The organism is Halodesulfovibrio spirochaetisodalis, from assembly GCF_001672295.1.
GTDB lineage: Bacteria > Desulfobacterota > Desulfovibrionia > Desulfovibrionales > Desulfovibrionaceae > Halodesulfovibrio > Halodesulfovibrio spirochaetisodalis.
In genome coordinates this window covers 115174-142056 of record NZ_JXMS01000006.1, presented here as the reverse complement: position 1 = coordinate 142056, position 26883 = coordinate 115174, and the positions used below count along the sequence as shown (strand labels likewise).

At 46.9% G+C, this 26883-nt stretch carries 25 protein-coding genes; 14 read left to right on the top strand and 11 right to left on the bottom strand.

Features of this window, described 5'->3' with window-relative positions:
• Positions 1 to 209 precede the first annotated feature (209 nt).
• The 6 genes from SP90_RS05310 (at position 210) to SP90_RS05285 (ending at position 4267) form a co-directional block, all read left to right on the top strand.
• Positions 210 to 590, top strand: a complete 381-nt coding sequence (locus tag SP90_RS05310; RefSeq protein ID WP_066853340.1) for a desulfoferrodoxin — start codon at positions 210 to 212, stop codon at positions 588 to 590.
• Positions 591 to 613: 23 nt separating this feature from the next.
• Positions 614 to 772, top strand: coding sequence for a rubredoxin (rd, locus tag SP90_RS05305; protein ID WP_066853338.1), 159 nt, complete (start codon positions 614 to 616; stop codon positions 770 to 772).
• 289 nt (positions 773 to 1061) lie between these two features.
• Positions 1062 to 2270, top strand: a complete 1209-nt coding sequence (locus tag SP90_RS05300) for an FprA family A-type flavoprotein (RefSeq protein ID WP_066853336.1) — start codon at positions 1062 to 1064, stop codon at positions 2268 to 2270.
• A gap of 175 nt (positions 2271 to 2445) precedes the next feature.
• Positions 2446 to 3210 (top strand): tRNA1(Val) (adenine(37)-N6)-methyltransferase, encoded by a 765-nt coding sequence (locus SP90_RS05295; protein ID WP_066853334.1) that lies wholly within the window; start codon positions 2446 to 2448, stop codon positions 3208 to 3210.
• A gap of 15 nt (positions 3211 to 3225) precedes the next feature.
• Positions 3226 to 4011 (top strand): beta/alpha barrel domain-containing protein, encoded by a 786-nt coding sequence (locus SP90_RS05290; RefSeq protein ID WP_066853332.1) that lies wholly within the window; start codon positions 3226 to 3228, stop codon positions 4009 to 4011.
• 46 nt (positions 4012 to 4057) lie between these two features.
• Positions 4058 to 4267 carry a hypothetical protein gene (locus tag SP90_RS05285; protein ID WP_157471192.1) on the top strand — a complete coding sequence of 70 codons (210 nt, stop codon included), beginning with the start codon at positions 4058 to 4060 and terminating at the stop codon, positions 4265 to 4267.
• A gap of 343 nt (positions 4268 to 4610) precedes the next feature.
• On the opposite strand, the gene SP90_RS05280 is transcribed toward SP90_RS05285, so the two are convergent.
• Both SP90_RS05280 and SP90_RS05275 read right to left on the bottom strand, forming a co-directional pair.
• Entirely contained in the window at positions 4611 to 5072 is a 462-nt protein-coding gene (locus SP90_RS05280; protein WP_066853327.1) for a YbhB/YbcL family Raf kinase inhibitor-like protein, read from the bottom strand.
• 1 nt (position 5073) lies between these two features.
• Entirely contained in the window at positions 5074 to 7020 is a 1947-nt protein-coding gene (locus SP90_RS05275; protein ID WP_066853325.1) for a molybdopterin biosynthesis protein, read from the bottom strand.
• Between the two features lie 207 nt (positions 7021 to 7227).
• Between SP90_RS05275 and SP90_RS05270 the strand changes: the two genes are divergently transcribed.
• Both SP90_RS05270 and SP90_RS05265 read left to right on the top strand, forming a co-directional pair.
• Entirely contained in the window at positions 7228 to 7728 is a 501-nt protein-coding gene (locus tag SP90_RS05270; RefSeq protein ID WP_066853323.1) for a GNAT family N-acetyltransferase, read from the top strand.
• An 825-nt stretch (positions 7729 to 8553) separates the two neighbouring features.
• Positions 8554 to 8976, top strand: coding sequence for a universal stress protein (locus SP90_RS05265; RefSeq protein ID WP_066853321.1), 423 nt, complete (start codon positions 8554 to 8556; stop codon positions 8974 to 8976).
• Positions 8977 to 9706: 730 nt separating this feature from the next.
• Here SP90_RS05265 and SP90_RS05260 read toward each other — a convergent pair.
• Positions 9707 to 10885, bottom strand: coding sequence for a Na/Pi symporter (locus SP90_RS05260; RefSeq protein WP_157471191.1), 1179 nt, complete (start codon positions 10883 to 10885; stop codon positions 9707 to 9709).
• Between the two features lie 343 nt (positions 10886 to 11228).
• On the opposite strand from SP90_RS05260, the gene SP90_RS05255 reads away from it, so the two are divergent.
• Positions 11229 to 12053, top strand: coding sequence for a nitroreductase family protein (locus SP90_RS05255; RefSeq protein WP_066853319.1), 825 nt, complete (start codon positions 11229 to 11231; stop codon positions 12051 to 12053).
• Between the two features lie 33 nt (positions 12054 to 12086).
• Here SP90_RS05255 and SP90_RS05250 read toward each other — a convergent pair whose 3' ends face one another.
• Positions 12087 to 12479, bottom strand: coding sequence for a secondary thiamine-phosphate synthase enzyme YjbQ (locus SP90_RS05250; RefSeq protein ID WP_066853317.1), 393 nt, complete (start codon positions 12477 to 12479; stop codon positions 12087 to 12089).
• 233 nt (positions 12480 to 12712) lie between these two features.
• Here SP90_RS05250 and selB point away from each other — a divergent pair, with 233 nt between their 5' ends.
• Positions 12713 to 14638 carry a selenocysteine-specific translation elongation factor gene (selB, locus tag SP90_RS05245; RefSeq protein WP_066853314.1) on the top strand — a complete coding sequence of 642 codons (1926 nt, stop codon included), beginning with the start codon at positions 12713 to 12715 and terminating at the stop codon, positions 14636 to 14638.
• 319 nt (positions 14639 to 14957) lie between these two features.
• Here selB and SP90_RS05240 read toward each other — a convergent pair whose 3' ends face one another.
• Positions 14958 to 15230 (bottom strand): DUF4911 domain-containing protein, encoded by a 273-nt coding sequence (locus SP90_RS05240; RefSeq protein WP_066853312.1) that lies wholly within the window; start codon positions 15228 to 15230, stop codon positions 14958 to 14960.
• A gap of 154 nt (positions 15231 to 15384) precedes the next feature.
• Between SP90_RS05240 and SP90_RS05235 the strand changes: the two genes are divergently transcribed.
• Entirely contained in the window at positions 15385 to 16356 is a 972-nt protein-coding gene (locus SP90_RS05235) for an ABC transporter ATP-binding protein (RefSeq protein WP_066853310.1), read from the top strand.
• Positions 16357 to 16452: 96 nt separating this feature from the next.
• On the top strand, positions 16453 to 16968 hold the full coding sequence (locus SP90_RS05230) for a hypothetical protein (RefSeq protein WP_066853308.1): 516 nt from the start codon (positions 16453 to 16455) through the stop codon (positions 16966 to 16968).
• Positions 16969 to 17163: 195 nt separating this feature from the next.
• Here the strand turns inward: SP90_RS05230 and pal are convergent, their stop codons facing one another.
• From pal to tolQ, 5 genes are all read right to left on the bottom strand, one after another.
• Entirely contained in the window at positions 17164 to 17715 is a 552-nt protein-coding gene (gene pal / locus SP90_RS05225) for a peptidoglycan-associated lipoprotein Pal (protein ID WP_066853305.1), read from the bottom strand.
• Positions 17716 to 17926: 211 nt separating this feature from the next.
• The gene (locus tag SP90_RS05220) at positions 17927 to 19270 is read right to left on the bottom strand and encodes a TolB family protein (RefSeq protein ID WP_066853303.1); all 1344 of its coding nucleotides are present in this window, start codon (positions 19268 to 19270) and stop codon (positions 17927 to 17929) included.
• Positions 19271 to 19297: 27 nt separating this feature from the next.
• Complete coding sequence (locus SP90_RS05215) at positions 19298 to 20194, bottom strand: energy transducer TonB (protein ID WP_066853300.1); 897 nt, start codon at positions 20192 to 20194, stop codon at positions 19298 to 19300.
• 11 nt (positions 20195 to 20205) lie between these two features.
• Complete coding sequence (gene tolR, locus SP90_RS05210; RefSeq protein WP_066853299.1) at positions 20206 to 20631, bottom strand: protein TolR; 426 nt, start codon at positions 20629 to 20631, stop codon at positions 20206 to 20208.
• Positions 20632 to 20636: 5 nt separating this feature from the next.
• On the bottom strand, positions 20637 to 21329 hold the full coding sequence (gene tolQ, locus SP90_RS05205) for a protein TolQ (RefSeq protein WP_066853296.1): 693 nt from the start codon (positions 21327 to 21329) through the stop codon (positions 20637 to 20639).
• Between the two features lie 459 nt (positions 21330 to 21788).
• Between tolQ and SP90_RS05200 the strand changes: the two genes are divergently transcribed.
• Positions 21789 to 23438, top strand: coding sequence for a TolC family protein (locus SP90_RS05200; protein WP_082936305.1), 1650 nt, complete (start codon positions 21789 to 21791; stop codon positions 23436 to 23438).
• A gap of 109 nt (positions 23439 to 23547) precedes the next feature.
• Here the strand turns inward: SP90_RS05200 and SP90_RS05195 are convergent, their stop codons facing one another.
• Entirely contained in the window at positions 23548 to 25560 is a 2013-nt protein-coding gene (locus SP90_RS05195) for a peptidase U32 family protein (RefSeq protein WP_066853294.1), read from the bottom strand.
• 503 nt (positions 25561 to 26063) lie between these two features.
• Between SP90_RS05195 and SP90_RS05190 the strand changes: the two genes are divergently transcribed.
• Positions 26064 to 26882, top strand: coding sequence for a dihydroorotate dehydrogenase electron transfer subunit (locus tag SP90_RS05190; protein WP_066853292.1), 819 nt, complete (start codon positions 26064 to 26066; stop codon positions 26880 to 26882).
• Position 26883: the final 1 nt, after the last annotated feature.

The window sequence follows — 26883 nt, the reverse complement described above, 5'->3', positions numbered from 1 at the left end:
TTATTAAGAATGGTTATTATTAGCTTGATTATTCTGTTTCAACTGCGTATATCTTTTTTCAACGGCAGGCAGGAAAGGATTAATACCTGCTCAACGCGTTGAACTGATACTGCTTTATGTGTATAGTGACGCTGCTGGAAAATTTCTGGTTAATGGAAAAAGATTTTACCCCGAATACAAATATTACAATGTCGATCAGGAGGCTCCCGATGCCAAATCGTCTCGAAGTTTACAAATGTGAGCACTGCGGAAATATGGCGGAAATTCTCGTAGGTGGCGGCCCATCTTTAGTATGTTGCGGTGAAGATATGGTTCTTCAGGTAGAAGGTACTGTGGACGCAGCACGCGAGAAACACATTCCGGTTATTGAAAAAACCGCAAACGGTTACCTCGTTAAAGTTGGTGAAGTTGCTCACCCTATGATTGACACTCACTGGATTCAGTGGATTGAGCTTATTGCAGACGGCGTAAGCTACACCAAGTTCCTTAACCCTGGTGATGCTCCTGAAGCAGAGTTCTGTGTTGAAGCAGAAAAAGTTACAGCACGTGAGTACTGTAACCTGCACGGACACTGGAAAGCAGAAGCATAAGCAATAACGAAGGGGAAAGAACAATGGAAAAATACGTTTGCGTAATTTGCGGCTATGAGTACGATCCGGCTGAAGGTGACCCAGATAACGGCGTAGAGCCGGGCACTAAGTTCGAAGATATCCCAGAAGACTGGCTCTGTCCGGTTTGTGGCGCTCCTAAGAGCGAATTCGAACCAGCATAAAAAGTACGTTGCCCCCCTCGCCGAGGGGGGCTTTTTTTTGTAAAATGGCGTATGCCAGACTCTGTACAGGATGCATGCCTACATGCTATCGCTGTGCTTGGCTGTTGTGCCAAATTTGTTCGGGACAGTAATTTTGTGTGTAGGACTGTACAGTTATGCGCAGACGTACAGTCTCCCGGGAAGTAGCAATATTGCTAGGGAAGGGGCTACATGCTTTTTGTGCAACACAGCTACAAATTTCTCAAAGACCCTGCAGCGTGAAGCAAGGGCGAGTTATAAGGAAAACATGATGCATCCTGTTGAAATTAAAAAAGACGTTTTTTGGGTTGGTGCCGTTGATTACACAAGCCGTGACTTTCATGGCTATTCACTTTCTCCACAGGGCACAACCTACAATACCTATCTTGTAAAAGATGAAAAAACAGTGCTTTTCGACACTGTTAAAAGCAACTTCATTGATACCATGCTTTGCCGCATGTCCAATGTGACTGAGCTGGAAAAAGTTGATTACATTGTGTGTAACCACCTTGAGCCTGACCACTCCGGTTGTCTGCCTAAGCTTGTAGAACTTTGTAAGCCGGAAAAAATCTTCTGCTCCCCGCTTGGTAAACGTTCCATGCAGGCGCATTACAACACAGAGGGTTGGCCGATTGAAGTGGTGAAAACAGGAGATTCCATTAATATCGGTTCCCGTGACATTCAGTTCATCGAAACTCGTATGCTTCACTGGCCTGACTCCATGGTTTCCTACATTCCGCAGGACAAACTGCTTATCTGCAACGATATTTTCGGTCAGAACATCTCTACTACCGAGCGTTTTGTAGACGAAGTTGAACGTGCTGTTGTTGAGCACGACATGGTAGAATACTACCATAACATCGTGCTTCCATTCTCTCCGCTGGTACTTAAGACCCTTGAAGCTATCGAAGAAATGGGTATTGAAATTGACATGCTCGCTCCTGACCACGGCCTTATTTTCCGCGGTAAAGAAGATGTACAGTGGTGCTTTGACAAGTACCGTGAATTTGCTGAGCAGGCATGGAAGAAACGTGCTGTTATTATTTATGACACCATGTGGCATTCTACTGAAAAAATGGCACGCTCTGTTGCAGAAGGTCTGGAAAGTGAAGGCGTACCTGTACGTATCATGTCACTTAAATCTGACCACCACAGTGCTGTGATGACTGAGCTTGGTCGCTCAAGTGCTGTTATTTTCGGTTCTCCTACACACAACAATGGCATTCTTCCAGAAGTTGCCAAGATGCTGACCTACATGAAAGGACTCCGTCCGCAGAACCGTATTGGTGGTGCATTCGGCTCCTTCGGTTGGTCTGGTGAGTGTGTAAAAGCGCTGACAGAAAGCCTTACCGAAATGGGCTTTGAAATGCCTGTAGACGGCGTTAAAAACCAATTTGTTCCAACCCACGATGCATACAAAAAATGCTACGAAATGGGTGCTGAGATCGCTAAAGCACTTAAAGAAAAGTGCGGTGAATAAGCCTTAGAACTGTTAGTGTCTCCGGCGGACAGGTTTTGTCTTGCAGCCGCAAGGAACCTCTCCTGTAGCCTCGTTTTTAAAGAGGTGCAGAGCACGACAGCAGTGTGGCTACTATGTTGAAAGGAAAGGGCGGGAGAATATCCCGTCCTTTTTTTGTATATTGTAAGGATTAAGGATGACCGAAAATCTGGATACTGCAAAAGCACGTGAGTACTTTCCACGGGGGCTATATCAGCCGGAGGGAACATTCAGGTTTTCCATGGATGCACTGCTACTTGCGCGATTTGCCTATGCCGCAAAATACCGAACGGCAGTTGATCTGGGTACTGGCTGCGGGGTGATTGGTTTGACCATGTTGCTCGAGAATGAGCGCCTGAATATGACTGGCGTGGAATTGCAGTCTTCCTTACTTGATGCTGCGAGGCAAAATGCCAAGGCGCTGGGAGTGAGTGAACGGTTCATAGATGTGCTGACAGATGTGAATGAAGTTCGGACCAGTGGCCTTGTAGCTGAACAAGCCGATGTCGTTGTATCCAATCCACCGTACCGGCGGCAGAATCAGGGTAGGCATGCAGCAACGCAGGAACGGACCTGTGCCTTGTTCGAAACAGAAGGGGCTCTTTCTGCATTTGTGCAGGCTGCGTCTTTTCTGGTAAAGAACAAGGGAGTGTTTTGCTGTATTTTTCCTTCAGAACGTCTTGATGAATTGCTTGGTGTATGTGCACAGCATAGGCTTACCCCTAAGCGCTTGAAATTTATACACAGCAAGGCAGATCAAAAAAGTACGCTTGTGTTGCTTGAAGCCCGAAAAAACGGTAACTGCGGGGTAGTTGTTGAACCTGCGCTTGTTATGTATAGCGGCACTGGCGAGAGCACAGCCCTTACGGACGGGGCTCTTGCATATTGTCCGTATCTGGAATGTAACGCACGCGGGCGATAGCCCTCAGGAGAGTTTATGCTTGGAATGTATCGTAGAAGAGAGCGTCTGCTTGTGACAGAGAATAAATCCAGATCTGTCATCCTTTCTTTTGAACAGACACGGATGGAGAGCGGATTTCCAGCCGCAGCTTCTGCGGCAGCCTGTGTGGAGGTTGTTGATACGCAGACAATCCAGTCTGCGCTTGTTTCCAACGGGTTTGCCCGTACATTCGGCGTAACTATGCCTCCATCCCTTCCGCTTATTGTCCAGCTCGCCACTGCAAGTAAGCATGCGGTACCTTCATGGAACCGGACTGTGGTGTGTACAGTGCTTGAAGCACTTCGCTCAGGTGCGGATGCTGTGGCATTGCAGTTGACTATCGGTAACGAGTATGAAGAGAAGATGCTTCAGGATTTCGGCAGTATTAGTGAAGAAGCTCATTCATACGGGCTTCCGGTCTTGCTTTCAATTTTTGCTAAAGGTGACCGGATTGTTCAGGAATATGATCGTGCGCTTATTGCGGATTCAATCCTTCTCGGTGGTGAGCTAGGAGCAGATATTGTTGCTGTGCCGTATTCAGGGCATGCAGAAAGTTTTGCTCAAGCAGTAGGTGAATCTACTGCGCCTGTATTGTTAACCGGTACACATGGTGCAGCGAATTTTGACGGGTACTGTAAATCCGTGGAGGGCGGTCTCAACTGCGGTGCAGAAGGCGTGATTGTTCCGTATCAGATTCTTCCTCAAGATGATCTGAAAGGAAGCCTTGACCGCATCCAGGCTATCGCAGCAATACCTGAGGAAACAAAGGAAGCTGATGTTTAAGATAGCAGTCCTTTTTTTTGTAGTCGTGTGGATCATGAGCTTTTTCATGAGCAAACGCCGTAAGGTGATTCGTGATTCCAATCACTTGTTTCAGCTTATTATCAGCGCAGCCATAATCTTTAGCGGCATTACCATGCTGCGAAACTCAGAGCTTGCAGCCAGTACTCCGCTCTATTTCCTTGCTCTTGCTGTGCTTTTTGCCAGTGCATGGTTTATTGCGCGGCTCTTGCTGAATCTGGTAACACGACGCAAGTAGGACTTCGGTGGCGCACATTAGTGGGATGCCTTCGGCGACCAAAGAACCTTGTTGAAACAAGGTTCTCTGGACTCTCCAAAAACTTTTAGCCGCGAAACCAGCCCGTTTCTTTAGCTGAAATTTGCGGCTTTTATACCACTACCTTTCTCTAAATATATAAGGGTTGGTCTCATAAGTGAGGCCAACCCTTTTGATCTTAATAACTGAAAGATAGCGTGTTCGCGGCTTCCAACAAGAGAATAAACAGATTGAAGACGCGTATAAATGGAGGCAAGAGGCGAGCACCTTTGCGGGTGCGTGCGAAGTGCCCTTTAGGGTAGGCAGAACTCTTGCCCGTCGGAGACTACTCTCTACCGCTGGTCGCTGTGCCGTGGAAATGTGCTTTATCCAGAATATGCCCTTCCATGCCCCGCAGAATCGCTGCTTTGTCGGCACCCGGTTTAATTCTGAGTCGGGTATCAAGCGCGTAAAGCTTGAAGTAGTACCGGTGCGTTCCAGAAGGCGGACAGGGGCCGTTGTAAAATGCTCTGCGCCAGCTATTAAGGCCGTGGCCTGTGCCTTTGAACGGATCAAACTGCTTAGGTGTATCTTCGGCTAACCCATTGCTCTCAGGGCTGATGTTAAACATGAGCCAGTGATCCCATACGCCGGACGGTGCATCAGGATCATCGCAGATAAGCACAAGGCTTTTGGTTCCTTCAGGAATATCTGACCACTCAAGTGGCGGCGAAATATCTTCACCCGCGCAAGTGTATTTTTTAGGAATTTCTTCTGTATCGGCAAAAGCCGGACTAAAAAACTTCACATTATTCTCCAAGACCGATTCCGGGTTTCATAATGGTTCCTGTCAAAGAGGTTTCATACCCGCCAAGCGCTTCAATGCGTGCCTTGAATGTAGGTGACTGCAATAATTCCAGTACGGACTGTATCTGCGGTGTTTCAAGATGCGCTGTTGGAATAATGAGGTCGTATCGTTCGCGTGCGAGCGGAACAAAATCAAGGTCGAGCGCTTTTGCTGCAGCGTAAATACCCAATCCGGTATCAGCAGCACCTGTCAGCACGTTTACGGCAACTGCCATGTGCGTAAATTCTTCTTTATCATACCCTGTGACAGATGAAGGCTTAATTCCGGCCTGTTTGAGATGATAATCAAAGAGAATGCGAGTTCCTGCGCCGCGCTGCCTGTTCAGGAATCGGATGGAGCCGTCTGCAAGGTCTTCTATAGATGAAATATTTTTCGGGTTACCCTTTGGAACAATGAACCCTTGATGACGGATAGCAAGGTTAACAAGGGTCAGGTCAGTGTCCGGCAGGTATTTTTCTATGAACGGGAAGTTGTAGTCTTTGGTTTCCGGATCAAACAAGTGCGCACCCGCCATGTGGCAGGAACCGTTTTTAACGGCAAGGATGCCGCCCATTGAACCGACATGGCTGGACGCAAGACGCATTGGTGTGTCCAGTCCCATTAATTCGTCAGAAAGAATATCCAGTGTGTTGTCGTGGCTGCCTACGGTAACAAGGACTTCATCAAGACGTTTTTCAGCGACCAGAAGCTCTGTGTGCACAACAGCGTTCTGGTCTATGCCTTCCGCCTGTGGTGGAATGCGCCCGACTCCCTGAGCACGGGACATGGTGGTAATGCACCCTGCACCGCGGGCAAGCGGCGTTGCGACATATTTATCGCCTACTTTACCGACGGAAAGGCGTAAAAATTCTTCAATACCGAGTTTGGAGGGAACCTTTCTGGTCAGCTCAGCTTCAACAACAGGACGCGCAGGAACTGGCTTGCGGCTGATCCATGAGATCAGCGGAGTAAGCAGTTCTTCAAAGCAGATGACTGCGCTTACAGGATAGCCTGGAGCGCCGGCAACGAGCTTGTCTTTGCATACGCCCAGCAGGGAAGGTTTACCCGGCATGGCTGCAACGCCATGCACGATTACATCACCAAGGCTTGCTATGGTGGAGCGGGTAAAATCTTTGGAACCGGCAGAAGAACCGGCGCAGATGATCACAACGTGGTACGGGCTGTTAAGTTTTTCTTCGACAATTTGCTCCAGCAGCTCAGGAACATCCGGCACAGGGGGGATGCGGTCTACAATGCAATCAAGGCTTCGTGCCATGGCACCAAGCACCTGTGAATTGCTTTCAATAACCTGTCCGGGTTTAGGCGTCGGGCGTTTTTCAAAATCAAGCACCTCATCACCTGTCGGGATAATGCAGACCCGAACTTTTTCCCACACACGTACTTCCCAAATACCCGCGCTGAGCAATGCTCCGATATCATAGGCTGAAATTTGCTGGTTCTGGGGAAAGAGCAGCTCTGTGGCAACGATATCTTCACCAATGCGGCGTACATGCTGCCATGGGAACGCCGGAGTTTCAATTTCAACGGTGTTTTCATCAACAGAAACAACGTGTTCAATCATAACAACGGCATCATAGCCTTCAGGGAGCGGATTTCCGGTATTCACAGGAAGGTAGGATACCCCTTTTGTAAGGCGCAAGGGTGCTCCCTCGCGTGCTGTAAAGGTTTCCTTGGCAATAACTGCAATACCGTCCATTGCTGCGCTGTGGAAGGTAGGGGAGGAAAATTCAGCAAAAACTGCTTCAGACAAGACGCGTCCGGCAGCTTCATGTGTCGGCACCATTTTGCTGCGTAACAGCAAGTCTCTGTCGAGTGCAGCTTGAGTTTTGGCGACAGCTTCATTCAGCGGAATTGTTTTAAGGTATACGTTTCGTTTTGATGCAGTCATATTTTCCTCGTGATAATTGTTGTGATCGAGGGGCATGATACATGTTTTGCAGGGGTAATAAAAGAGGCGGGACTCGACAGCATTCAGGCACTTCAGGTGATATTCATGCTGCAAAAAGTATTTTTTGTGTAGCTGAGAATACAGTGCCGTTAAAGTATGGTACAATACAGATTAGCCTATAGGAAAAGTCGCTTTAAGGAGGCTGCTATGCGTATTCGCCCCGAAAATACTCATGATGCCCATGCAATCCGTTCTGTCCAATATCATGCGTATAATGAGCATCAATATTCATATTTATCAGAGTATAAGATTGTAGATGCATTACGAGAGGAAAATGCACTGGCATTATCTCTTGTTGCAGAGGATGAACGAGACGGAGTAATCGGCCATGCAACCATTTCACCGATTACTATCAACGGAAACGGTGTTGGCTGGTATTATCTTGGACCTGTGGGAGTGTTACCAGAACATCAGAAGCACGGTGTAGGCTCTGCACTAATTACTCAGGCAGTGCGGGCAACATATGGAATGGGAGCAAAGGGGCTTGTTTCTCAAGGCGATCCCCGATTCTTTAAGCGCTTTGGTTTTCGTAACGACACCCGGCTGTCGTATAATCAGGTTCAACCGGAGCATGTCGTCATGATTCCAATGGGAAAAGAGGTTCCTCAAGGGGCTGTTGCATTGCATCCGGCATATTTTATTTCATAATTACAATGCGATAATTTCTATTTCTGCGCATGAGTTGTGTCCAGCAACGTTTTTTGTATTTTAAAAAAAGTTATGGACTATATGAAATTTATTAAGTTGCTTACTCACACCACTTGGGTATGATGACTCTTCCTCGCATAACGTGCTTTTTAAGTGCGTTGATGTTGAGTTTTCCGGACACGCTGTTCCGTTTATGTGTTCGGAAAACTCGACAGCAAAAAGAAAAGGTAAAAAAATTAACCCCATCTTAATCCATCATGGAGTAAGATGGGGTTTTCCTATGGGAGAAGTCTTGTATTGTGGTGAAGAGAGTGGGCTTAAACATGTTACGATGTACCAACACCCTGTTGTAACGTTCTTTTTTGCAGCATCATTTTGCATCTTCTTTACATTTAAGGGGAAATTATCTATCAGTACCGAGCATATTTGCTCGTATGAAAAGCAAATAATATGTGTCTTTACTGTATGAACGCATCATCCATGTGCAATATTTTACGCCAAATCGTACATGGGTTTATACAGTATATCCCTACCCAGGAATCCTTTGGTTTTCCTACCCCTAGAGGCTGATTCTTGTATTCGTATGAGAATCAGTCTTTTTTTATTACTATGCATGATATCTTTTTTATCCCATTGCTACAGATTGTTAAGCACGCTATGCTTAGAAAGTTCTTATCAAAAATTGATTTGCTACTGTGATGTGCGTGCTAAAGAAGATGGACTTGTTTGATATATAGATTCATCTGTTGATAGAGCTTTGGCGTGTACGCGGGACGTATCATAGTAGCTGTTCGAATAACTCTGCTGGTAGATGGGAGTGTATGTATGGAAATAACCAAGATTTTGTTGCCTGTGGACGGATCGGAATATTCTCTCAACGCTGCTGCTGAAGCGTTAGATCTGGCAAAAAAATTTGATGCAAAAATTATAGTGCTTTATTGCAGTGAGACCTTTCAAAATTTAAAGCAGTTCAAAGATTTTTCAGTTGAATCTCTTGAATACGCGAATCATGTTCTGACTCCCGTACGCGAGTTGCTGGAAAAGCATCAGGCAAAATTTACTGAACATGTTGTGGATAGCTCTCCAAGCATAGAGATCCCCCGTATGGCAGAAAAAGAAAACGTAGATATGATCATTATGGCACCACGGGGCACAAACCCGCTTGCTTCGATTTTACTTGGAAGCGTTACAACTAGGGTGCTTAAGCAAGCACCGTGTAACGTTTTGGTTGTGCATAAAAAACATTAGCAGCGTTAAAAAAGAAAAGGTCAGCCACATAGTGACTGACCTTTTTTTGTGCGTACAACGCAAAAGAGTCCGGAGTTCAGAACTAGTAACCATCGCCTGAACCCCGGACTCTTTTGAGGAACTCCGGCAGCATTTCGCCCATTGAATGCTACCGAAGAATGTGCAACACGCAGCGCTAAGCCGTTAAGTATAACGACCTATTACCAGATGATATATATGTCAGATTCATCCGGTAAACTGCGATAGAAGAAGGTACGGGGGTACATGTTCTTCTATCAGTCATTTCCCGGAAGCGGTTACACTGTTTAGGTGTAGTGCAAACTTACTGTCTCCGCCATTCCTACTGGAAAGGTGGAAATCATCTGAACCAATTCTGTAAACGGTTTCAGTCTGCCTGTAAAGCTCTGACAGGCTTTTTTACTGGAAAAAAATATGCCGTAACTACTTGATTGTAGATACATACGTAAAAAAGTTTACGATCAGATTGATGGCACCCCGTACATGGCAATGTTGTTTCGAGAAACTAAAACGGGGATATGGGATTAACGATGCTTCGCCTTGAATTTCTCTTGTGCCTGTGCACTGTACATAGTTATTTCACCTAGACTGAAAGGGGGCAGTAGCCTCGGTATGCATTTGTTTGTGAGTGTCAGTGGATAACTGGCATTAGACAAAAAAATACCGCGCAGATCCTGCGCGGTATTTTGTAAGCTTTGTATTATCCTGTTTGCTACTGAGCAAGAATAATGAAGGTTGCAGGCAGCAGGAAGAACACTCCAAGAACGTAACAGGCAGCGTAACGCTTTTTACGTCCAGCGTAATCTGCCAGCCACTCTGCGCAGCGTGGAGGAATTTCGCGCAGAAACGGAATCCCGTAGATAAGAAGCACGCCTGAGATGTTAAACAGTAAGTGAACAAATGCGATTTGCAGAGCAAAGAGGCTGTTGCCACCAACAATTGCTGTTGCAGCAAGCAGAGCAGTAACACAGGTGCCGATGTTGCTGCCTAACGTAAACGGGTAGATCTGGCGCATGCTGAAGATGCCGGAACCAACAAGTGGAATCATGAGGCTGGTTGTTGTTGAAGAAGACTGAACAAGAACAGTAACAACCATGCCGGAAAGGATGCCAGCAAAGGAGCCGCGTCCGATGGCAGTGTGAAGCATGTTTTTAGCACGACCTACCATGAGTTTCTTAAGCAGTTTGCCCATCATGGTGATAGCGCAGAAGATGAGGCCGATACCGAGAATAACGAGAACTGCCCCCTGAACTTCAGGAGCAAATCCACCGAACATTCCCTTTACGCTGCCGATCAAAGGCTTGGTAATCGGTTTGATGAAGTTCATGCCCTTCATGCTCATGGATGTTCCGCCAACAAACATGGAGGCGATAGCATAACTGGATTTTTGTAAAAATCCGGTGAAAATTTCAAGTGGCAGGAAGATGATAACTGCGATCAGGTTAAAGAAGTCATGTACAGTTGCTGCCGAAAAGGCACGCTTAAATTCAGTGCTGCAACGCATATGACCGGCACTTACGATAGTGTTTGTAATGGTTGTGCCAATGTTTGCGCCCATAATCATTGGGATTGCGATGGAGACAGGCAGGCCGCCTGCTACAAGGCCAACAATAATGGAAGTAACAGTACTTGAGGACTGGATAAGGGCAGTACAGACCGTACCGATAATCAGTCCAAGAAACGGGTTGGATGCAAAGGCAAAAAGTGACTTTGCCTGTCCGGCAGTGGCAGTTTTAAAACCTGCGCCGATCATTCCGACAGCAAGCAGCATACAGTAAATGAGGGCTGCAACAGCTAACCAACGACCAATTGATTGAAGATTGCTGTGTCCAGCTTCAGTCACAGAAGACGCTTCCTGCGTCGCTTCCGGAGAGTAAGTCATGTCAGGCATACAAGCTCCATAACGTATATCTAAGTGATCGACCCGATCTGCTCAGACACCCTTGCCTGCTCCTCGAGCCGTGCTCTTGATAGACATTTTATGTGACAGGACTGTTACGATTTTGACGCAATATGACACGGCAATGTAACTCTACTCATATCCTTTTAAAATTCGGTGTGTTTTGGGGGAATATTTGGTCTAAAAAATATCGTTCTTTATCATCAAACTTTTTTACAGTATCGTTCAGCGGTATTTACCAGAGGTTGGTTAACCTTCTTTGTATGTCGTAATATTCCAATTTTAATACCATTTATTCATGGGAGAATGCGCTTTGTGCGCAGTGGGAGATCCTATGCTTAATTTTACTGTAGATGCTGATAAGTGCATTCAATGCAGTCAGTGTGTCACAGATTGCCCTGCTTCGATTATCCGTTTTGACGGAGAGTTTCCTTCCATAGAGGCATCTCGTGAAGAGCGGTGTTTACGGTGTCTTCATTGTTTTGCCATCTGTCCGACAGGCGCGATTTCTATTCTTGATGTGAAGCCGGAACAGTGTGTTCCCCTTAAAGGGAATCTACCGTCAGATGAGCAGCTTGAAGTACTCATGCGGGGAAGACGTTCTGTCCGTCGTTTTAAGCAGGAGAATGTGGATACAGCGCTTATCGACCGTCTTGTTACTCTTTCTGCTAATGCCCCTACAGCAAAGAATGCCATGAAACTGCAGTTCACAGTGGTGGATGACATGGCTGTGATGCAGAAAATTTCAGAGCATACGTATTCGCATATTGCTGAGGCCGTAGCAGAACAGCGTGTGCCTAAAGACATGGCGCATTTTCGGGCGTTCAATAAGGCGCTAGGCGACGGCATTGATATCATTTTCAGAAAAGCGCCGCACATGCTTGTGGTGTCCTCGCCACTTGGTGGTTCATCTCCACAGATTGATGTGGCAATTGCGCTGACTCATTTTGATCTTGCAGCAACCAATGCCGGACTGGGTAGTTTATGGTGCGGTTTTGCGTTGCAGGCATTCACGCGCTTTGTTCCTGACTACAAAGAGCTGCTTGGTCTTCCTGAGGCTCATGAAGCAGCTTACGTAATGATGTTCGGACACCCTGCAGTAAAATATCAACGCACGGTTGACCGTAAGTTCCAGCCGATCCATCGAGTTACATTGTAAAAAAGTAATGCGCCGCTGTGCACGGCGGCGCATTTAGCCTATGAATTTAGCCCAGAGCTTACGGTTTCGGGCTCCGTCGAACTCACAGAAGTAGATTGACTGCCACGTGCCGAGTTGAACACGTCCGTTTTCTACGATGAGCATTTGATCCGGTCCGAACATGCTCGCTTTAATGTGTGCATCACTGTTTCCTTCCATGTGTCTGTAATCTCCCTTGTGCGGTACAAGGTGACGAAGGTTTACAGTAATATCGCGGGCTACATCAGGATCAGCCCCTTCATTTACGGTGACTGCTCCTGTCGTATGCGGGCAGAACAGCAGCAACATTCCGTCCTGCCAGTTTCTTTCGCTGATAAGTGATTGTACACGCGCTGTGATATCAATGAGCTCTTCACGGGTTGATGTCTGAATCTCAAGTAATTCCATAGTGTCCTCTTTGCGGTGTGATCTGTTGTATCTGTTGAAGGATACATAGCATTATTGTGCGGCATCATCCATTAGCGGGGAATAGTTGAGGAGTTGGGTTTTTTCCCATACAACATACAATCCTCATGGCGACAGATGACGCTTGAGGGCTGGATATATTGTATGATGCGCTGCATCCGGTTGCACACACGGGTAAAAGCAGCCTCAGTCAGGAATTACGCCAAGGAGAAACTATGCCTGTTGTAATGGGCACTGCCGGTCATATTGATCATGGTAAGACCACGCTTGTAAAGACACTCACCGGAATCGACTGCGACAGACTGGAAGAAGAAAAAAAGCGCGGGATAACCATTGAATTAGGGTTTGCTTTCTTTGATTTGCCAGATGGTGGCAAAATGGGAATTGTAGACGTTCCGGGGCACGAAAAATTTGTTAAGAACATGGTTGCAGGTGCATCCGGCATCGATTTTGTGATGCTGGTTATTGCAGCGGATGAAGGTGTTATGCCTCAGACCCGTGAGCATCTGGAAATCTGTTCTCTTCTTGGCATTCCTACCGGTTTTGTTGCTCTGACCAAAACAGATATGGTTGATGAGGAGTGGCTCGAACTGGTGCAGGAAGATGTGAAAGCGTTTCTGCAAGGTTCCTTCCTTGAAGATGCTCCTATTTTCCCAGTTTCCTCTCATACTGGTGAGGGGCTTGATACAGTGCGGGCACACATTGCCAAGCTGGAGAAAGAGCTTACCCCTCAGCGCCGTTCAGACTTGTTCCGCATGCCGGTGGACAGGTCGTTTACTATGAAAGGGCATGGCACCGTTGTCACAGGAACCATGGTTTCCGGCTCCTTGAATGTTGGAGATGAGGTTCGTTTCTATCCTCATGATATGACTGGCAAGGTGCGCGGACTTCAGAGTCACGGAAGTGCTGTTGAACAGGCTCCGGCAGGGAAGCGTACAGCAATTAATATTGCCGGTGTGGAAGTGGCTGAAGTGCACAGAGGTGATGTGCTGGCGCGGCCTGAAACATTATTTCCTTCCGATACGTGGCACATTGAACTGACATGCCTCTCTTCATCCCCATCGCCGCTTAAAAATCGTACTGAAATCCATTTCCACCACGGTGCTCGTGATGTTCTGGCTCGTCTCTATTTTCCTGACAGGGATAAATTGATGCCGGGGGACACTGCCATCTGCGAAGTACGCTTTACAGAACCAATGGTGGGAGTCGCCAATGACCGTTGTGTAATCCGGTCATTTTCTCCGCTGCGCACTGTTGCTGGTGGTAAGTTGCTGCATCCTGAAGCTGAACGTCTGCGTAAAAAGAACCCGCACTATGACGTTATCTGGAATAGTTTGCAGGAGCTTCCAAAAGCAGAACCGGAAGATAGAGTACGCCTGCATCTGGCAATGGCAGCCGAAAAAGGCTTATCCTTTGCCCGTCTTTGCATTTTTACTGACATCGAAACAAAGAAACTCGACAAAATACTGAATCTGTTTGGTGGAAAGCAGGAGGCGCTTTGTTTTGATAAGGAAGAGCGCCTGTATATTGCAGGAAATATCCTGACAGAACTTTCTGAGAGCTGCATAGAGTTTATGGCAGCTTTCCATAAAAACGAGCCGATGAAGGCTGGTCTCTCTAGAGGCATGCTTGCTTCAGGTTGGGGCAAAGAACTTTCCCCTAAGCTTGTTCACTTCTTAGTGGAGCGGCTTATTAAAGCCAAGTCCATCGTCATTGATGGTGATGTGCTGCGCCTTCCGGCACATAAGGTTTCAATGGCGGCAGATCAGGAAGGTTTGCGCAAAGTGATTCTTGAGGCTTATGAAAAAGGTGGCATTACCCCGCCTAACCTTAAAGAAGTTCTGGAGCCCCTAGAAGTGGAAGTGAAGGAAGCTGTGCCTGTACTGAAACTTATGGAAGATGCAGGGGAGATGGTGAAGGTCAAAGACACCCTGTATTACCATGCCCCGTCCTTAGAGAAAGTGAAAGACATGGTGCGGGAATACCTTTCCTCGCATGACGATATGGGACCGGCTGAGTTACGAGATCTTACAGGCCTTTCCCGTAAATATGCTATTCCATTGCTTGAATATTTTGATCGTGTCCGCCTGACTATGCGCATAGGCGATAAGCGGCAGTTACGCGGTTCCGGTGGTGCTTGATATGAATCTTTTGCCTCCGGCGGCTTAAGAACCTCTTGCAAGAGGTTCTTAAGAATCTCCAGAAACCTTTATATGCGATATTAGTTCGTTGCTAAAGTAATTTTACGGCTTTTGCACCACTACCTTTCTGTAAATATAAAAAGGGTTGGCCTACATAATTGAGGCCAACCCTTTTAGTTTAGTATCGGAAAGATAGCGTATTCGCGGCTTCCAACAAAATGAGAAATGAACTGAGTCGCGTATACTTGGGGTCAAGGGGACGAGTCCCCTTGTGGGGGTGCAGGGGGCAGCGCCCGCCTGCCCGTCGGAGACAAATGTACTAGGTAGCCGGACGCTCAAAAACTTCGAAGGGAATGGTGGTTTGCATCCCTTTGAGGAATGCGCGCATTTCACGTTCTTGATGCGGTGAAAACGTAATTTTGAGTATGCATTCGTAATTATCAACTACGGATGCGTAGCCGAGATTGTCCTGTGCCTCGAGCAGGAAGCGGAACATGCCGATGTATTTTTTATCAATTCGTGCATACAGCATGCTTGACCAGCTTGGAGCCGGTAACGGTGGACGTGGTTTTCTTGTACGTTTTTTTGCCATTGTAGTTCCTCGGTGGTGGAAATTGTCTCATTTCAATACCCTTGTCAACAGAGCAATGCAGAGCCATAGTATCGAAGCAGGCAGGGGCAGGCGTTTTGCTAACCCGCCGACACTCTGCTATTATGAGACAATTGCACAATAACGTACTGGAGAAATGAGTATTACTACTTTTTTAGAACTCAAAAACGTTACGCGCAGGTTTTCTGTAAACCAGCCCTTGTTTTCAGCTGCTCCTCGTGAATTGACTGCTGTTCATGATGTAAATTTGAGCATTGAAAAAGGCACAACCCTTGGGCTGGTAGGCGAAAGCGGGTGCGGAAAATCTACGCTGGCAAAAATTGTTGCCCACTTACTGCCTCCGACCTCCGGTGATGTATTGCTGGAAGGCAAATCGATATGGCACGCAGACAGCGCCATGAAGCGTTCACTGCCACGGCGTATCCAAATGATTTTTCAGGATCCGGTTTCTTCGCTGAATCCACGCAAAAGCATCGGGAAAAGCATTCAGGAAGCCTTGGATGTTCATCGTGTTGGAAGCAGTGCAGATAGAAAAAAAGTCGTAACTGACTTGCTGGAGCGTGTTGGCATGCGGGCTGAGCACTATGTTCGGTATCCACATGAGTTTTCCGGTGGTCAGCGTCAGCGTATTGCCATTGCCCGTTCATTGGTATTGAATCCAGATTTTATTGTCTGTGATGAAGCAGTTTCTGCTCTGGATGTTTCTGTACAGGCACAGGTGCTCAATCTTCTGGCAGAGCTGCAGAAAGACTTCGGGCTGACCTATATGTTCATATCGCATGATTTGGCTGTGGTGGGGCATGTGAGTGATATTATTGCTGTCATGTACCTTGGCCGTCTTGTTGAGCTTGCCAGTGCACAGACGCTGTTTGACAATGCGCTGCATCCATATACGCAAATGCTGCTTGCTGCGGTTCCGGTTCCAGTACCGGGAAGACGAAGCGCTTCTGATGTGCAGACCGGAGACTTACCAAGTCCGCTGACTCCTCCTAAAGGGTGCCCGTTCAATCCCCGTTGTACTCGTGCAATGCCAGTGTGTAGAGAAGAAACGCCTAACTGGCTCGAAGTAGATAAAAACCATCATGTTCTCTGCCATCTGTATGGGTAAGAGGTGATTGTGAAAAAAGTAACTTGACGTATGGTCATTCAATGACCATAGTTAGTTGTACCCACTCATTGGGAGAAACAGAGAAAGGAGTGCCACATGGCGGTTACAGAATTTTCTAAGGCAGTTAAATCTATCAGCGAAGTTCTTATTTTTGAGAACTGGTTACGTTTCTATTTTATTAGCGAAGAAGATGAAGGCAAACTTTTCATACGCATTCCTGAAAAGGCTGACATGCGTATACGAGAAAATTGGCCGCACATTCATTCGCTTGCTGACGAGCTTAACAACAAGGAAATCACTCCAGAAACCTCCCGTGAAGCTGTTATTGTGCATATTTCCAACGAGCTTGATGGAAACACTATGAAGCCGGGCATGGCAGAGCGTGTACTTAGCAGTGTTACCTTCCAGTTTGAAATGCATCTGTTCAGCATGTGGGTTGAAGGGCACGAAGAGCAGCTGGATCAATCGTTCCTTGATTTTGGTAATTGGCTTAGCATGTACTCAGAGTGGAAGCAGACCGATAAGGTGAAGCAGTATATTGATGAAGCCCGTGAAAAGATGAAAGCAGCAGAAGCTGCCACTGCGACGGATACAACAGAGAAGAAGCAGTAGTCATCAGTTACCGGACTTAGATCTCGGTACACCATTTTTTAAAGCGCAAAGAGCAGGCAACGGACATAGAGTCCGCTGCCTGTTTTTTTATGGTAATAGCGCGGTCTGCTTTTACTGGTTGTATGGGCTGGTAAATAGAAAAGGCGTTTCCCGAAGGAAACGCCTTGTAATATCTACTAACAAAAAGCTATATTACTACTGGATAAGTGCAAACTCTGCGCGGCGATCTTGTGCCCATGCAGCTTCGTTTGAACCCTGAACAGCAGGACGCTCTTCACCGTAGGATACGATCTCAAGCTGAGTTGCTGGTACGCCGAGAACGATCAGGTAATCCTGAACAGCGCGTGCGCGGCGTTCACCAAGAGCGAGGTTGTATTCGGAAGTACCGCGTGGGTCAGTGTGACCTGCGATAAGAATACGCATGCTTGGAAGTTTTTTGAGCAGTTCAGCGTTCTGCTTAAGAATTGCACGGTAGCTAGGTTTGATATCGAATTTGTCGAAATCAAAAAGAATTGGTGTGTCAGCCAATGCTACTGCAGCTGCAGCAACTTCTTCTGCAAGCTGAGCTTCATTAGCCTGAGCAGTACCGTTCATGGAAGCGCTGTCTTCAGTTTCAACAACCTCAACAACGGCTGTTTCAGAGCTGGAAGCTTCTTCCGGGGTTACAGCTACCTGTTTTTTTGCACAACCGAAGCTCATGGCCATAACCATGATCAGCATCAGTGCAAAACCGAATCGTTTCATCATTGCATCCTCCTAAATTTTGCAAAAAAGGACTCTAGAGATAGAATCTCTTTTATAACAAGCATTTAAAAACCGATTTGAATAGCGCGAACATATATGTATTACGAATAAAAAAACCGTAATATCCTACATTCATGTGAATTCAAAAGACTCCGTCCATTTCTTACACGGTTTCAGGTTGTTGGCAAGTCTGATGACCTTAGGAACCTAAATGTCATCTTCCTGACACAGCTGGTACCATTCCCCATGAAGGTAGAGTCGCTTCTCCTGAGCCAGTCTTAACCATCCTTGGAGTCCCCCCGTGGCGGGTGGTAAGATATATTTTGTATTCGCCGCTGCGATTAGACGAAAACGCTACAAAAAAGCCATCCGGACCAAAGGCAGGCATTTCATCGTTGCCCGGCCCGAAGGTAATCTGCTTTTCTTTGCCAGTGACAAGATCCATGGCAAAGATTCTATGGCCTTGTGGTGTTCTTCGTGCGAAGACTACCAGTTCACCGTCAGGCGAAATCGACGGACTGGTATTGTATTTGCCATTTCGAGTAATACGGGTTTCCTTACCTGAAGGCAGGTCTTTAAGGAAAATGTGCGGGTTACCGCGTCTGCTGGAAACAAAGACCATCTTTTTGCCTGTTTCATCAAAGCTTGGAGAAACATCGATTGCCCAGTTCTGAACAAGCGTTTTTTCACGTTTGAACTTATGGTTCAGCAGATAGATATCCGGATTGCCACCTGCGGCCAGGCTGACAGCAACTTTGTTGTCAGGCAGGAAAGCAGGGCCGATAATGGTGTTACCCGGGAATTTTACTTTTTGCACTCGCTGGGTCAGACGATCCCAGATTCCAAGTGAGTGGTACCGTTTGCCGATGTGGCTGAACAAAATGTAGCGGCCGTCTGGAGACCATGTCGGAGACATGGCAAGGCCGGACATATTGGTCAGCCTGTTCAGATCACGACCGGTTGGCCGTACTGTCCAAATATCTTTCTTTTTCGGGTTTGCTTTCTTTACAAAAGCAAGTGTGGAGAGGAAAAATTCTCCACGCCCAGTAAGCTTTTTCATTAACGCAGAACAGAATCTGTCTGCGACGTTAGGCATATTTTCCGGTGTCAGCTCAGAATACGCTTTGCCGAGAACCAGTTTCCCTGTGAACACTTCAAATGCCCGCAGCTCAACGCGTGGGCGTCCATTGTTAGGTACTTCCGGCCAGACTTCCGTAACAAGCAGGTCTACATTTGCCAGTTGATACTTTTTGAAGTCAATAGATTTTCCGGTGCCACCAGCAACTATATTACCACCGAGAATGTTTTTACCTTTAATGAGGTTCATAAACGGAAGGTAGTACAGGTTGTTATGGATAAGCTTGGAAAGTTCGGCAGCACTTTCTACTGTTTGTGGGCTTTTCTGGGCAGCAGGGGCAATAACCGGTTTGGACTGGATGAGATTGATCTTATTTTGCCCCGGCCCGTAAATATCGATTTCCAAAGAACGGGCGTTTGCGTTTGCAGTCATGGCAAAAACCATGCACACAAATAATATCAGTATATAGCTACGCTTCATGTTATGCATCCAGACGTTATGTCAGAGTTATTGTTCCTGACTGTTAAAGTTCAGGGTTATTTCTGTCAGGTCAGGGCTGGGTGGGCTTGGTAGCTGTTCAGTGTCAGCAATGGCCCGTAATGTTGAAGAATCGAAATCAGGACGTCCAGATGAGTTTTTAAGCTGGGCGTCTAGGATTTCCCCTGTCTGCGAAATAATTATCCGTACCTGTGCAACAAGAACGGTGCGTGTGGCAAGCTTTGGATAGCGCCAATTTGGCCTGATGGCGGCCATAACTGTTAACGCATATAAATCTTCAATACTGCCTATAACTCCATCTTGTGGAGTCCCTTCAATACCTTGCTCAGCCTTAATGGCGTCTTCTTTTTCAACGGCCTTTTGTAAAGCGGCAAGCTCATTTTCAAGGTCACGTACCTTTTTCTGGTCGTCTTTTTTTACAGTAGCTTTAGTTGAAGCCAGCGCTTTACGCAAAAGATCTTCGGGTGTTGGTTTTGGTGGTGTTTTCTTTTTGGTCTTTTTCTTTTGCGTTTTTTTCTTTGTGTTAGCTTTTTTTACAGCTTTTTTCTTTTTTGGTTTCTGCTTTTTGGCAACAGCTTTTTTAGGCTGGTCTTTCTTTTTCGTGCTAACTGGCTTGGCTTTTGGTTTTGCCTTTGCCGGTGCTTTTTTCACTACTTCTTTTTCAGGCGCAGGCTTAGGAGCCTCTTTCTTGGGTGCTTCCTTGGCCGGAGCTGGCTTTTTAGCCACAGTTTTGGCAGCAGTTGCTTTTTTCTTGGTGACGGGAGCCTTTTTTGCCAGTTGTACAATTTTTACTTTGTATAACGGCACGTCCAGACTCACCTTCATGGTGGAAGCTGGCCAGTAAAGAATAGCGACAATAAGCCCTACATGAAGGCAAAGGGAAAACAACATACTCAAAAAGCGCATGTGTTACGCACCTATTTTTTTGCTGTCGCAGTTTCCGGGGTTTCGGCAAGTACCCCTAAGTTAGTAATGCCTGCACCTTTAATGATGCCCATCGCTTTGACAACGTTGCCATAGGCGACATTTTTATCAGCACGCAGGAAAAGCTGCTTGTTTTGCTTTTTGACAAGACGCTCCAGATGACCGGGAAGTTCCTTTTCAGTCACCTTGTAGTCATCAAGCATCATTACCCCGTTCTTATCTATCGTAAGGATAAGGTGGTCTTTGTCTGAAGGCAGTGCTGAAACCGTTTGTGTCTGCGGTAATTCAACGTCTAAGCCCTGTGTCATAAGCGGTGCTGTCACCATAAAAATGATGAGCAGTACCAGCATTACGTCAACAAAGGGGGTAACGTTGATTTCAGATACAAAGCCTTTTTTGTTTCCGAGAGATATAGCCATATGGACTATCCTTCACCGGAAGTTCGCTTGGTACGCTGGGTGTGGAGTTCGCGCTGTACGCGGTTTAAGAATACTCCGGCAAAAGCACCGAGCTGTACTTCGATATCCTGTAATTTACCAAGGAACATGTTATAGCCGATGGCAGCAGGGATAGCGACAGCAAGGCCGATAGCAGTTGCAACCAGTGCTTCGGAAATACCCGGTGCAACAGCAGCAAGGGCAGCAGTTTTCATCTGACCGATAGTCTGGAAGGAGTGCATAATACCCCAAACAGTACCGAAAAGGCCGATAAATGGTGCTGAGTTAGCACATGTTGCAAGGAAAGGTAGCGCTGAAGAAAGAGTCGCAGACTGCATGGAAACGCCCTGATCCAGAGAACGTTTTACGTTGTCTGCGATGACTGATGAAGAAGTTACGCTTTCGCGTAAGCGTGTGTATTCGTCTACGCCCTGCTGTGCTACAAAATAGAGAGGAGAGGAAGAATCAGTGCCGACGGCCTGAACAGCTTCGCGTAGGGATTTAGCGCTCTGAAATGCATCGATGCCGTTTGCTGCACGTTTTTTTGCAGAGTTCAGCGTAATCCATTTGTTAAACATGATTGTCCAGCTGATAAGGGACATTCCTGCAAGCATACCGAGTACTACTTTTACGACAATGGTGGCTTGCCCAATGAGCATGAAGATATTGGTGTCACCCATATATTTCTCCGTTTGATGTTTCGGATGTTATTATTTTTAGTTTGAAGGGTTGTACCCTAAATAAGTTACGGTTTAAAGTTCTTAGGTATCCAATTAATTTTTTTGTTATTTTATCGCTCTTTCACCAGTGCCGTTAGTAAGGAGGAGACGGCAGGAACCTGTTAGATCGATTTTGGCGTATAGCGTAATGTGTCTTGCAGTTGACGGGTATTTTGAGTATCTATCTCTCTTATTCAAACAGTGTTTGAATGTCCTTAATATATTGGGACTTATCCTGATCATTCAGTGCTTCTCCTCACACACGGAAGCATACCTGAAACACAGCGTGATTATACGTATAGATCAGTTTTTTTATCCACTTACCCTTGAAACAGCATATGAACGCGCATATTCTTTTCAAAAGGAGTGCGTATCATTGCTAGCTGCGAGTCTATGAGACAAACGCAAGGAGACCTGACCATGAGATGCCCACGTTGGCAACAGCTGCTGATACTCTTCGTACTGAGTGTAATCTTCGCGGCTCCTGTTTCTGCTGAAACTGTGCCTGTATCTGACGATATGACCCAATCGGAAGATATGAAAGAACTTGATGAAGGCGCAATGGACATACAAATTCAGAGAGAAGCTTCTCCTGAAGAACGAAGCGCCGTTGAAAAAGAGATTAAAAATGCTGCGGAAGCAGTAAAACCAGAATCCACAGCCGGTATTCTTTTTTCCGGTAAATATAATCTTAAGGATGCCGTATTAAAGGCTCTTAAAGATAACCCTTCCATTGAAGCTGCCCGCAGAGGCGCAACCAGTGCCGAAGAAAGCAGAAAATCTGCTCGCGGTGCATTCGGCCCTGCACTTAATACTTCGTACTCTGCTACCCATACAGACCCTAAGCAGTTTGGAAGCCACACCAATTACCAGTGGAATGTTGAAGTTACTCAGCAGATCTTTACTGGTTTCAGACTGCTGGCAACCTACAACAGTGCAGCACTTACTGCTTTGAGTCAGGATCTGGCGTTGAGTCAGGCTGAATTGAACCTGATTCTTCTTGTGCAGCAGAACTTCATTAATCTGCTGACCGCCCGTGAAAACGTTGAGTCCGCAAAAGACTCTGTAGAACGTCTTGCTTCACAGCTCAAGGTTGCGCAGGCCTTCTACGATGTTGGTCTGAAACCTCGTATCGACGTACTTCGTGCTGAAGCACAGCTTTCTGAAGCGGAAAATACACTTATTTCAGCACAGAACACCGTTGTTATTCAGGAAGCACGCTTAAATACTTTGCTGAACCTTCCGGTTAACGCTCACATTAACTATGTGGGTGAGCTTGCGTACTTCCCGTTCGATCAGCCGCTTGAAGTAAGCCTTGATACTGCGGCGCACTATCGCCCAGATATCCTGATTGCCCGCAAATCTACTGAAATTTCTCAGGAAAATGTTACCATTGCTGCAAGTGAATTTTACCCGCAGGTTACTGGTAACATCAAATGGACTAAAAATGGGGACAGCATTGAAGCTAACGGGTACGACAGCTCAAGTGGCCCTGATCGTTCCGTAACCCAGTTTGGTGCACAGGCAACTTGGAGCTTGTTCTCCTGGGGTACCACATACTTTGCAACAACCAGTGCACAACAAACCGTGCTTTCCAACAAAGCTACTGAAGCCAACACATGGCAGGAAGCTGCGTTCGAAGTTAAGTCCCGTTACTTGAATATCATCAACGCTGCAAAGCGTATCAAAGTGGCAGAAAAAACTCTTGCCGCAGCGGAAGAAGCGTACCGTATGGCTGTAGCCCGTTATCAGGCACAGGTTGGTACCAACACAGACGTGCTTGATGCACAGGCTGACCTTTCTTCTGCTGAAGCTTCGTTGATTACAGCTCGCGGTGACTATATGATCTCCGTAGCTTCCTTGTACAACGCAACAGGTAGCAAAGTTCCTGGTCTTACAACCAGCAATGCAATTAACGAAACAGGTAAAGGGCTTGAAGCAGATATCGCCAGCGACATCAAAAAAGATGAAGCTGCTGAACGCAGTGGCGATACAAGCGCTCTTGATCAGTCCCTTGATACAGAAAAAGATCGTCAGCTTGAGAATAAACTTGAGCAGGAATCTAACTAGTCGACGTATCGTAACGTATTTACAGAATACAATTAAAGGCTGTTCCTCATATGAGGAACAGCCTTTTTTATGCATTACTTTAAATCGTACTGTAGAGGCTCACTGTTGCTTACAGTAAGTTCAAGTCCCAGTTGAACGGGGATGTACGTTTTGCTTCAGGTACTGCTGCCGGTGGTTTTTCCATCAGTTTTACAAACAAGGTATACCCAGCCTGAAGAAGCTGCTGCTTGTTCTTTTCGATGTCCATAGGCCAGCCCGGGTAAATCCATGAATTCTGCCCGTAGCGGCGCAGCCAGAAGCATTCACCCTTTGGTGAGTAAAATGGCTCGTTCGGCTTTACGCCCTCCAGAGGGAAGCGGGAAATTCCCATAGGCCAGTAGCCGTAAAGAACCACGCCGAGCGGCAGACAGCTCTGCTTTGGCAGTTCCATAACATCTTCCTGAGAAAGTTCAGGAGAGATGATTGCGCCTTTAAAGCCCATCTTTTTCAGTGCAGCAATAGCTGCAGGGTTGGACGGGTTACAGAACGGCCCGGCAATGAGGTCAATGTTGCGGGCTCCTTCAAAGAAGACAGCCTGCCACGGAGAGCCGAGTACAAAGTGTCTGGCACCTTGGCGCAACGCCTGTTTGACCATGGAGCGCCATTTGTTCTCTTCATTCGGCCAGATCACAGGTGGAAGCCACCATGACATACGTCCGAAGAGAGTACGCCCGACTGTTTTTAGCGAACGCTGTCCAAGCCAGATACCGTTGGCAGTATCAGTAAATTTACCAGCTTTGCCCTGCTTGCCGTGTGGTAAATGATCGCGCATGAGAATTGTCATAGAGCGCGGACGCTTACCCATTGCAGGGTAGGAGAGAGGAACTTCAATAGATTCGCTCTTCTTGCCTTTGCAGCGTGAAAGCTTTCCTTCCCACTCGCGCAGGATTTTAATCATCTCGTGTTCGCGGCGGTCAATCAGGAATACCGGAGTACCGCTTTTCGGGCGTTTTCCTGCTGGTGCACGCAGAACAAATGTACCGTTTTTCGGCACAGGGTGCGGAACACGATCGGTAAAGTGCCATTGCTCATCTTCATACCCGATACGCAGGAAGTCGGATTTCAGCAGTTCAAAGCGAGGTTTGAAGAAATATTTAGGGTAAGTTCGCTCGCCTTTTTTAGCTTTTTTCGGTGGTTCAACTGTAATTTTGCCTACAAGGCGACCAGAGCTTGTCTGTTCGCTCGGGTTTACAGGAGAATGCCGCTTTTGTGGCAGGAACGTACCGTGTGTTGATGGGCGACCAAGCGCCTGTTCAAGAATCTGTTCTGCCTGCTTACGTGCTTTTGGATCATCAGGATTATCGCGCAGCAGTTTGTATGCCGTGGTCACGTAGTACACATAGTGAGGGCCTTTTTTACGGCCTTCAATTTTCCATGACTTCAGGTTTTCAATCGGCAGCAGAGTTTTTGCCAGAACATCCAGAGATAAGTCCTGACAGGAGAAGAAGCGACCTTTACGTGCTTTTTGCTGGTACACGCGACGACAAGGCTGAACACAGCGCCCGCGCAGGCCGGATTTGCCGCCCATGTAGCTGGACCAGTAACATCGGCCGGATACACAGTAGCAAAGTGCTCCGTGAACGAATAATTCAAGAGACATATCGTCAGGGCAGGCATCGCTACACTGGCGTACTTCATCAATATCCAGCTCACGTGGAAGAATGACACGGCTTACACCCAAGTCCTTGGCAGCTTGAAACGCGGCAGGGTGTGTCACGTTTGCAAGGGTGGAAAGGTGCAGCTCTCCAGCAAATCCTGCTTGTTTGGCAACTTCTACCATGCCTAAATCCTGCATGATAAGAGCGTCCGGACTTACGTCACGCTGAAGTCGTCCGATAAGGCGTGCAGCGGAATCTGGGTCTCCCGGCTTAACAAGTGTGTTCATTGCCACATAAACCTTACGGTCTTCTTTGTGGGCAAGCTCTACCATCTTAGAAAGTTCGGTAGTGGAAAAGTTGTCCGCCGCCATACGGGCGGAGAAGTGTTTTAAGCCAAGGTATACCGCGTCGGCTCCGGCTGCAATTGCAGCAAGAAACGCGTTTTTATCACCGGCAGGTGCCAAAATTTCAGGTTTATTTTGCATAGTATATATCTCTTGTGATTCCGCCTTGTAAGGTGGTTCAACCAGTTGCCAAGCAGCTGGCTGGAAAAAATTTGCTGGCGGAAATAATTTTCTTCGTAGTCTGCGGTGTAGCACATACCCATTGAATTAGGCGTTGGCAACTCTAATACCTGTCACATGGCAACTCTTTTTAGGGTCAAAAGTAAACCGTGCGGTGTAAATGGTGTCAAAGCAGCAGTGTGTGCTGAATATTTTTTTTCTACTTCGTTTGTATGATTAATAAATTCTATGAATACATTCCAGCCGATGTGAGAAATGTGATACAGAAGAAAACAGAGGCTTTTTTTGCGAACTCAGGTGCATTCATCAAATACTCAATAATGGGTAAAGTATTGATTGCGACCTGAGGAGAAAGAACGTACACGTAAACAGCCCGACGTTCGGGTAATACTTTACTATCAGGATTTGCACGCTTTGGGCAGGGCTGACATGCCTTAAGAAATTGCAATAAGGTTACAGGAATTATGCATCAGGAACAATGCACTACGCTTACAGTCCTTGATAATGTTCCCTTTGGAACAGTATCTGGCGAAAATCTCTTTTTCGCCCTGCGCATTGAGCGCCCGGAATGGGCAGATTGGCAACCAGGCCAGTTTGTGATGCTTCGCCCGGAAGGGTGGGCGCTTGATATGATGTGGGCGCGTCCCTTTTCTATCTGTCGTGTAAGCAAACGCGATCTCGTAATTTTCTTTCAGGTTGTCGGACGCGGAACCAAACGTCTTGCTACACTGAAAACAGGTGATAAAGTCGTGCTGTGGGGGCCTCTCGGTACTCCTTTTGCGGTGGAAGACAAAACTCCTACCCTGCTTCTTGCTGGCGGAATCGGTATTGCTCCGCTTGTTGCCTACGCACAGAAGCACCCGCAGCCGTGGAACCTGCATATGGAGTTCGGGCACAGAATGCCGCTGAACTGCTACCCGTTTGAATCCATTAATGAGCGCATTACAGCTGCAAATCATCACGAGCGCAGCCCTGAAGATCTGGCGCATTTTCTGGATTTGATTGAAACCAGCATTGCTGAATATGCAGAAAGTGACGGTCTTGTACTGGCCTGTGGGCCTACCCCGTTCTTAAAAGCGGTACAGGCCTTTGCAGCAAAACATAATGCCCGTTGCCAGCTTTCTCTGGAAAACCGTATGGCTTGCGGTGTCGGGGCATGTCTTGGCTGTGTCACTAAAACCACCGAAAAAATGACTGCCAAAGGCGTTGCAGCCGGACGCGCTCAAGCATGTGAGCACGGCCCTGTATTCTGGGCAGATCAGATTATTCTGGATGAAGAGTAGG

Excerpts from the sequence above, each read along its gene's own strand:
- tolR (WP_066853299.1), bottom strand. The coding sequence starts at position 20,631 with ATGGCTATATCTCTCGGAAACAAAAAAGGCTTTGTATCTGAAATCAAC.
- tolQ (WP_066853296.1), bottom strand. The coding sequence starts at position 21,329 with ATGGGTGACACCAATATCTTCATGCTCATTGGGCAAGCCACCATTGTC.
- SP90_RS05220 (WP_066853303.1), bottom strand. The coding sequence starts at position 19,270 with ATGAAGCGTAGCTATATACTGATATTATTTGTGTGCATGGTTTTTGCC.
- SP90_RS05195 (WP_066853294.1), bottom strand. The coding sequence starts at position 25,560 with ATGCAAAATAAACCTGAAATTTTGGCACCTGCCGGTGATAAAAACGCG.
- SP90_RS05270 (WP_066853323.1), top strand. The coding sequence starts at position 7,228 with ATGCGTATTCGCCCCGAAAATACTCATGATGCCCATGCAATCCGTTCT.
- SP90_RS05240 (WP_066853312.1), bottom strand. The coding sequence starts at position 15,230 with ATGGCAAAAAAACGTACAAGAAAACCACGTCCACCGTTACCGGCTCCA.
- SP90_RS05235 (WP_066853310.1), top strand. The coding sequence starts at position 15,385 with ATGAGTATTACTACTTTTTTAGAACTCAAAAACGTTACGCGCAGGTTT.
- SP90_RS05260 (WP_157471191.1), bottom strand. The coding sequence starts at position 10,885 with ATGCCTGACATGACTTACTCTCCGGAAGCGACGCAGGAAGCGTCTTCT.
- selB (WP_066853314.1), top strand. The coding sequence starts at position 12,713 with ATGCCTGTTGTAATGGGCACTGCCGGTCATATTGATCATGGTAAGACC.
- SP90_RS05265 (WP_066853321.1), top strand. The coding sequence starts at position 8,554 with ATGGAAATAACCAAGATTTTGTTGCCTGTGGACGGATCGGAATATTCT.
- pal (WP_066853305.1), bottom strand. The coding sequence starts at position 17,715 with ATGATGAAACGATTCGGTTTTGCACTGATGCTGATCATGGTTATGGCC.
- SP90_RS05310 (WP_066853340.1), top strand. The coding sequence starts at position 210 with ATGCCAAATCGTCTCGAAGTTTACAAATGTGAGCACTGCGGAAATATG.
- SP90_RS05295 (WP_066853334.1), top strand. The coding sequence starts at position 2,446 with ATGACCGAAAATCTGGATACTGCAAAAGCACGTGAGTACTTTCCACGG.
- rd (WP_066853338.1), top strand. The coding sequence starts at position 614 with ATGGAAAAATACGTTTGCGTAATTTGCGGCTATGAGTACGATCCGGCT.
- SP90_RS05275 (WP_066853325.1), bottom strand. The coding sequence starts at position 7,020 with ATGACTGCATCAAAACGAAACGTATACCTTAAAACAATTCCGCTGAAT.
- SP90_RS05285 (WP_157471192.1), top strand. The coding sequence starts at position 4,058 with ATGAGCAAACGCCGTAAGGTGATTCGTGATTCCAATCACTTGTTTCAG.
- SP90_RS05250 (WP_066853317.1), bottom strand. The coding sequence starts at position 12,479 with ATGGAATTACTTGAGATTCAGACATCAACCCGTGAAGAGCTCATTGAT.
- SP90_RS05300 (WP_066853336.1), top strand. The coding sequence starts at position 1,062 with ATGCATCCTGTTGAAATTAAAAAAGACGTTTTTTGGGTTGGTGCCGTT.
- SP90_RS05200 (WP_082936305.1), top strand. The coding sequence starts at position 21,789 with ATGAGATGCCCACGTTGGCAACAGCTGCTGATACTCTTCGTACTGAGT.
- SP90_RS05215 (WP_066853300.1), bottom strand. The coding sequence starts at position 20,194 with ATGCGCTTTTTGAGTATGTTGTTTTCCCTTTGCCTTCATGTAGGGCTT.
- SP90_RS05230 (WP_066853308.1), top strand. The coding sequence starts at position 16,453 with ATGGCGGTTACAGAATTTTCTAAGGCAGTTAAATCTATCAGCGAAGTT.
- SP90_RS05255 (WP_066853319.1), top strand. The coding sequence starts at position 11,229 with ATGCTTAATTTTACTGTAGATGCTGATAAGTGCATTCAATGCAGTCAG.
- SP90_RS05290 (WP_066853332.1), top strand. The coding sequence starts at position 3,226 with ATGCTTGGAATGTATCGTAGAAGAGAGCGTCTGCTTGTGACAGAGAAT.
- SP90_RS05190 (WP_066853292.1), top strand. The coding sequence starts at position 26,064 with ATGCATCAGGAACAATGCACTACGCTTACAGTCCTTGATAATGTTCCC.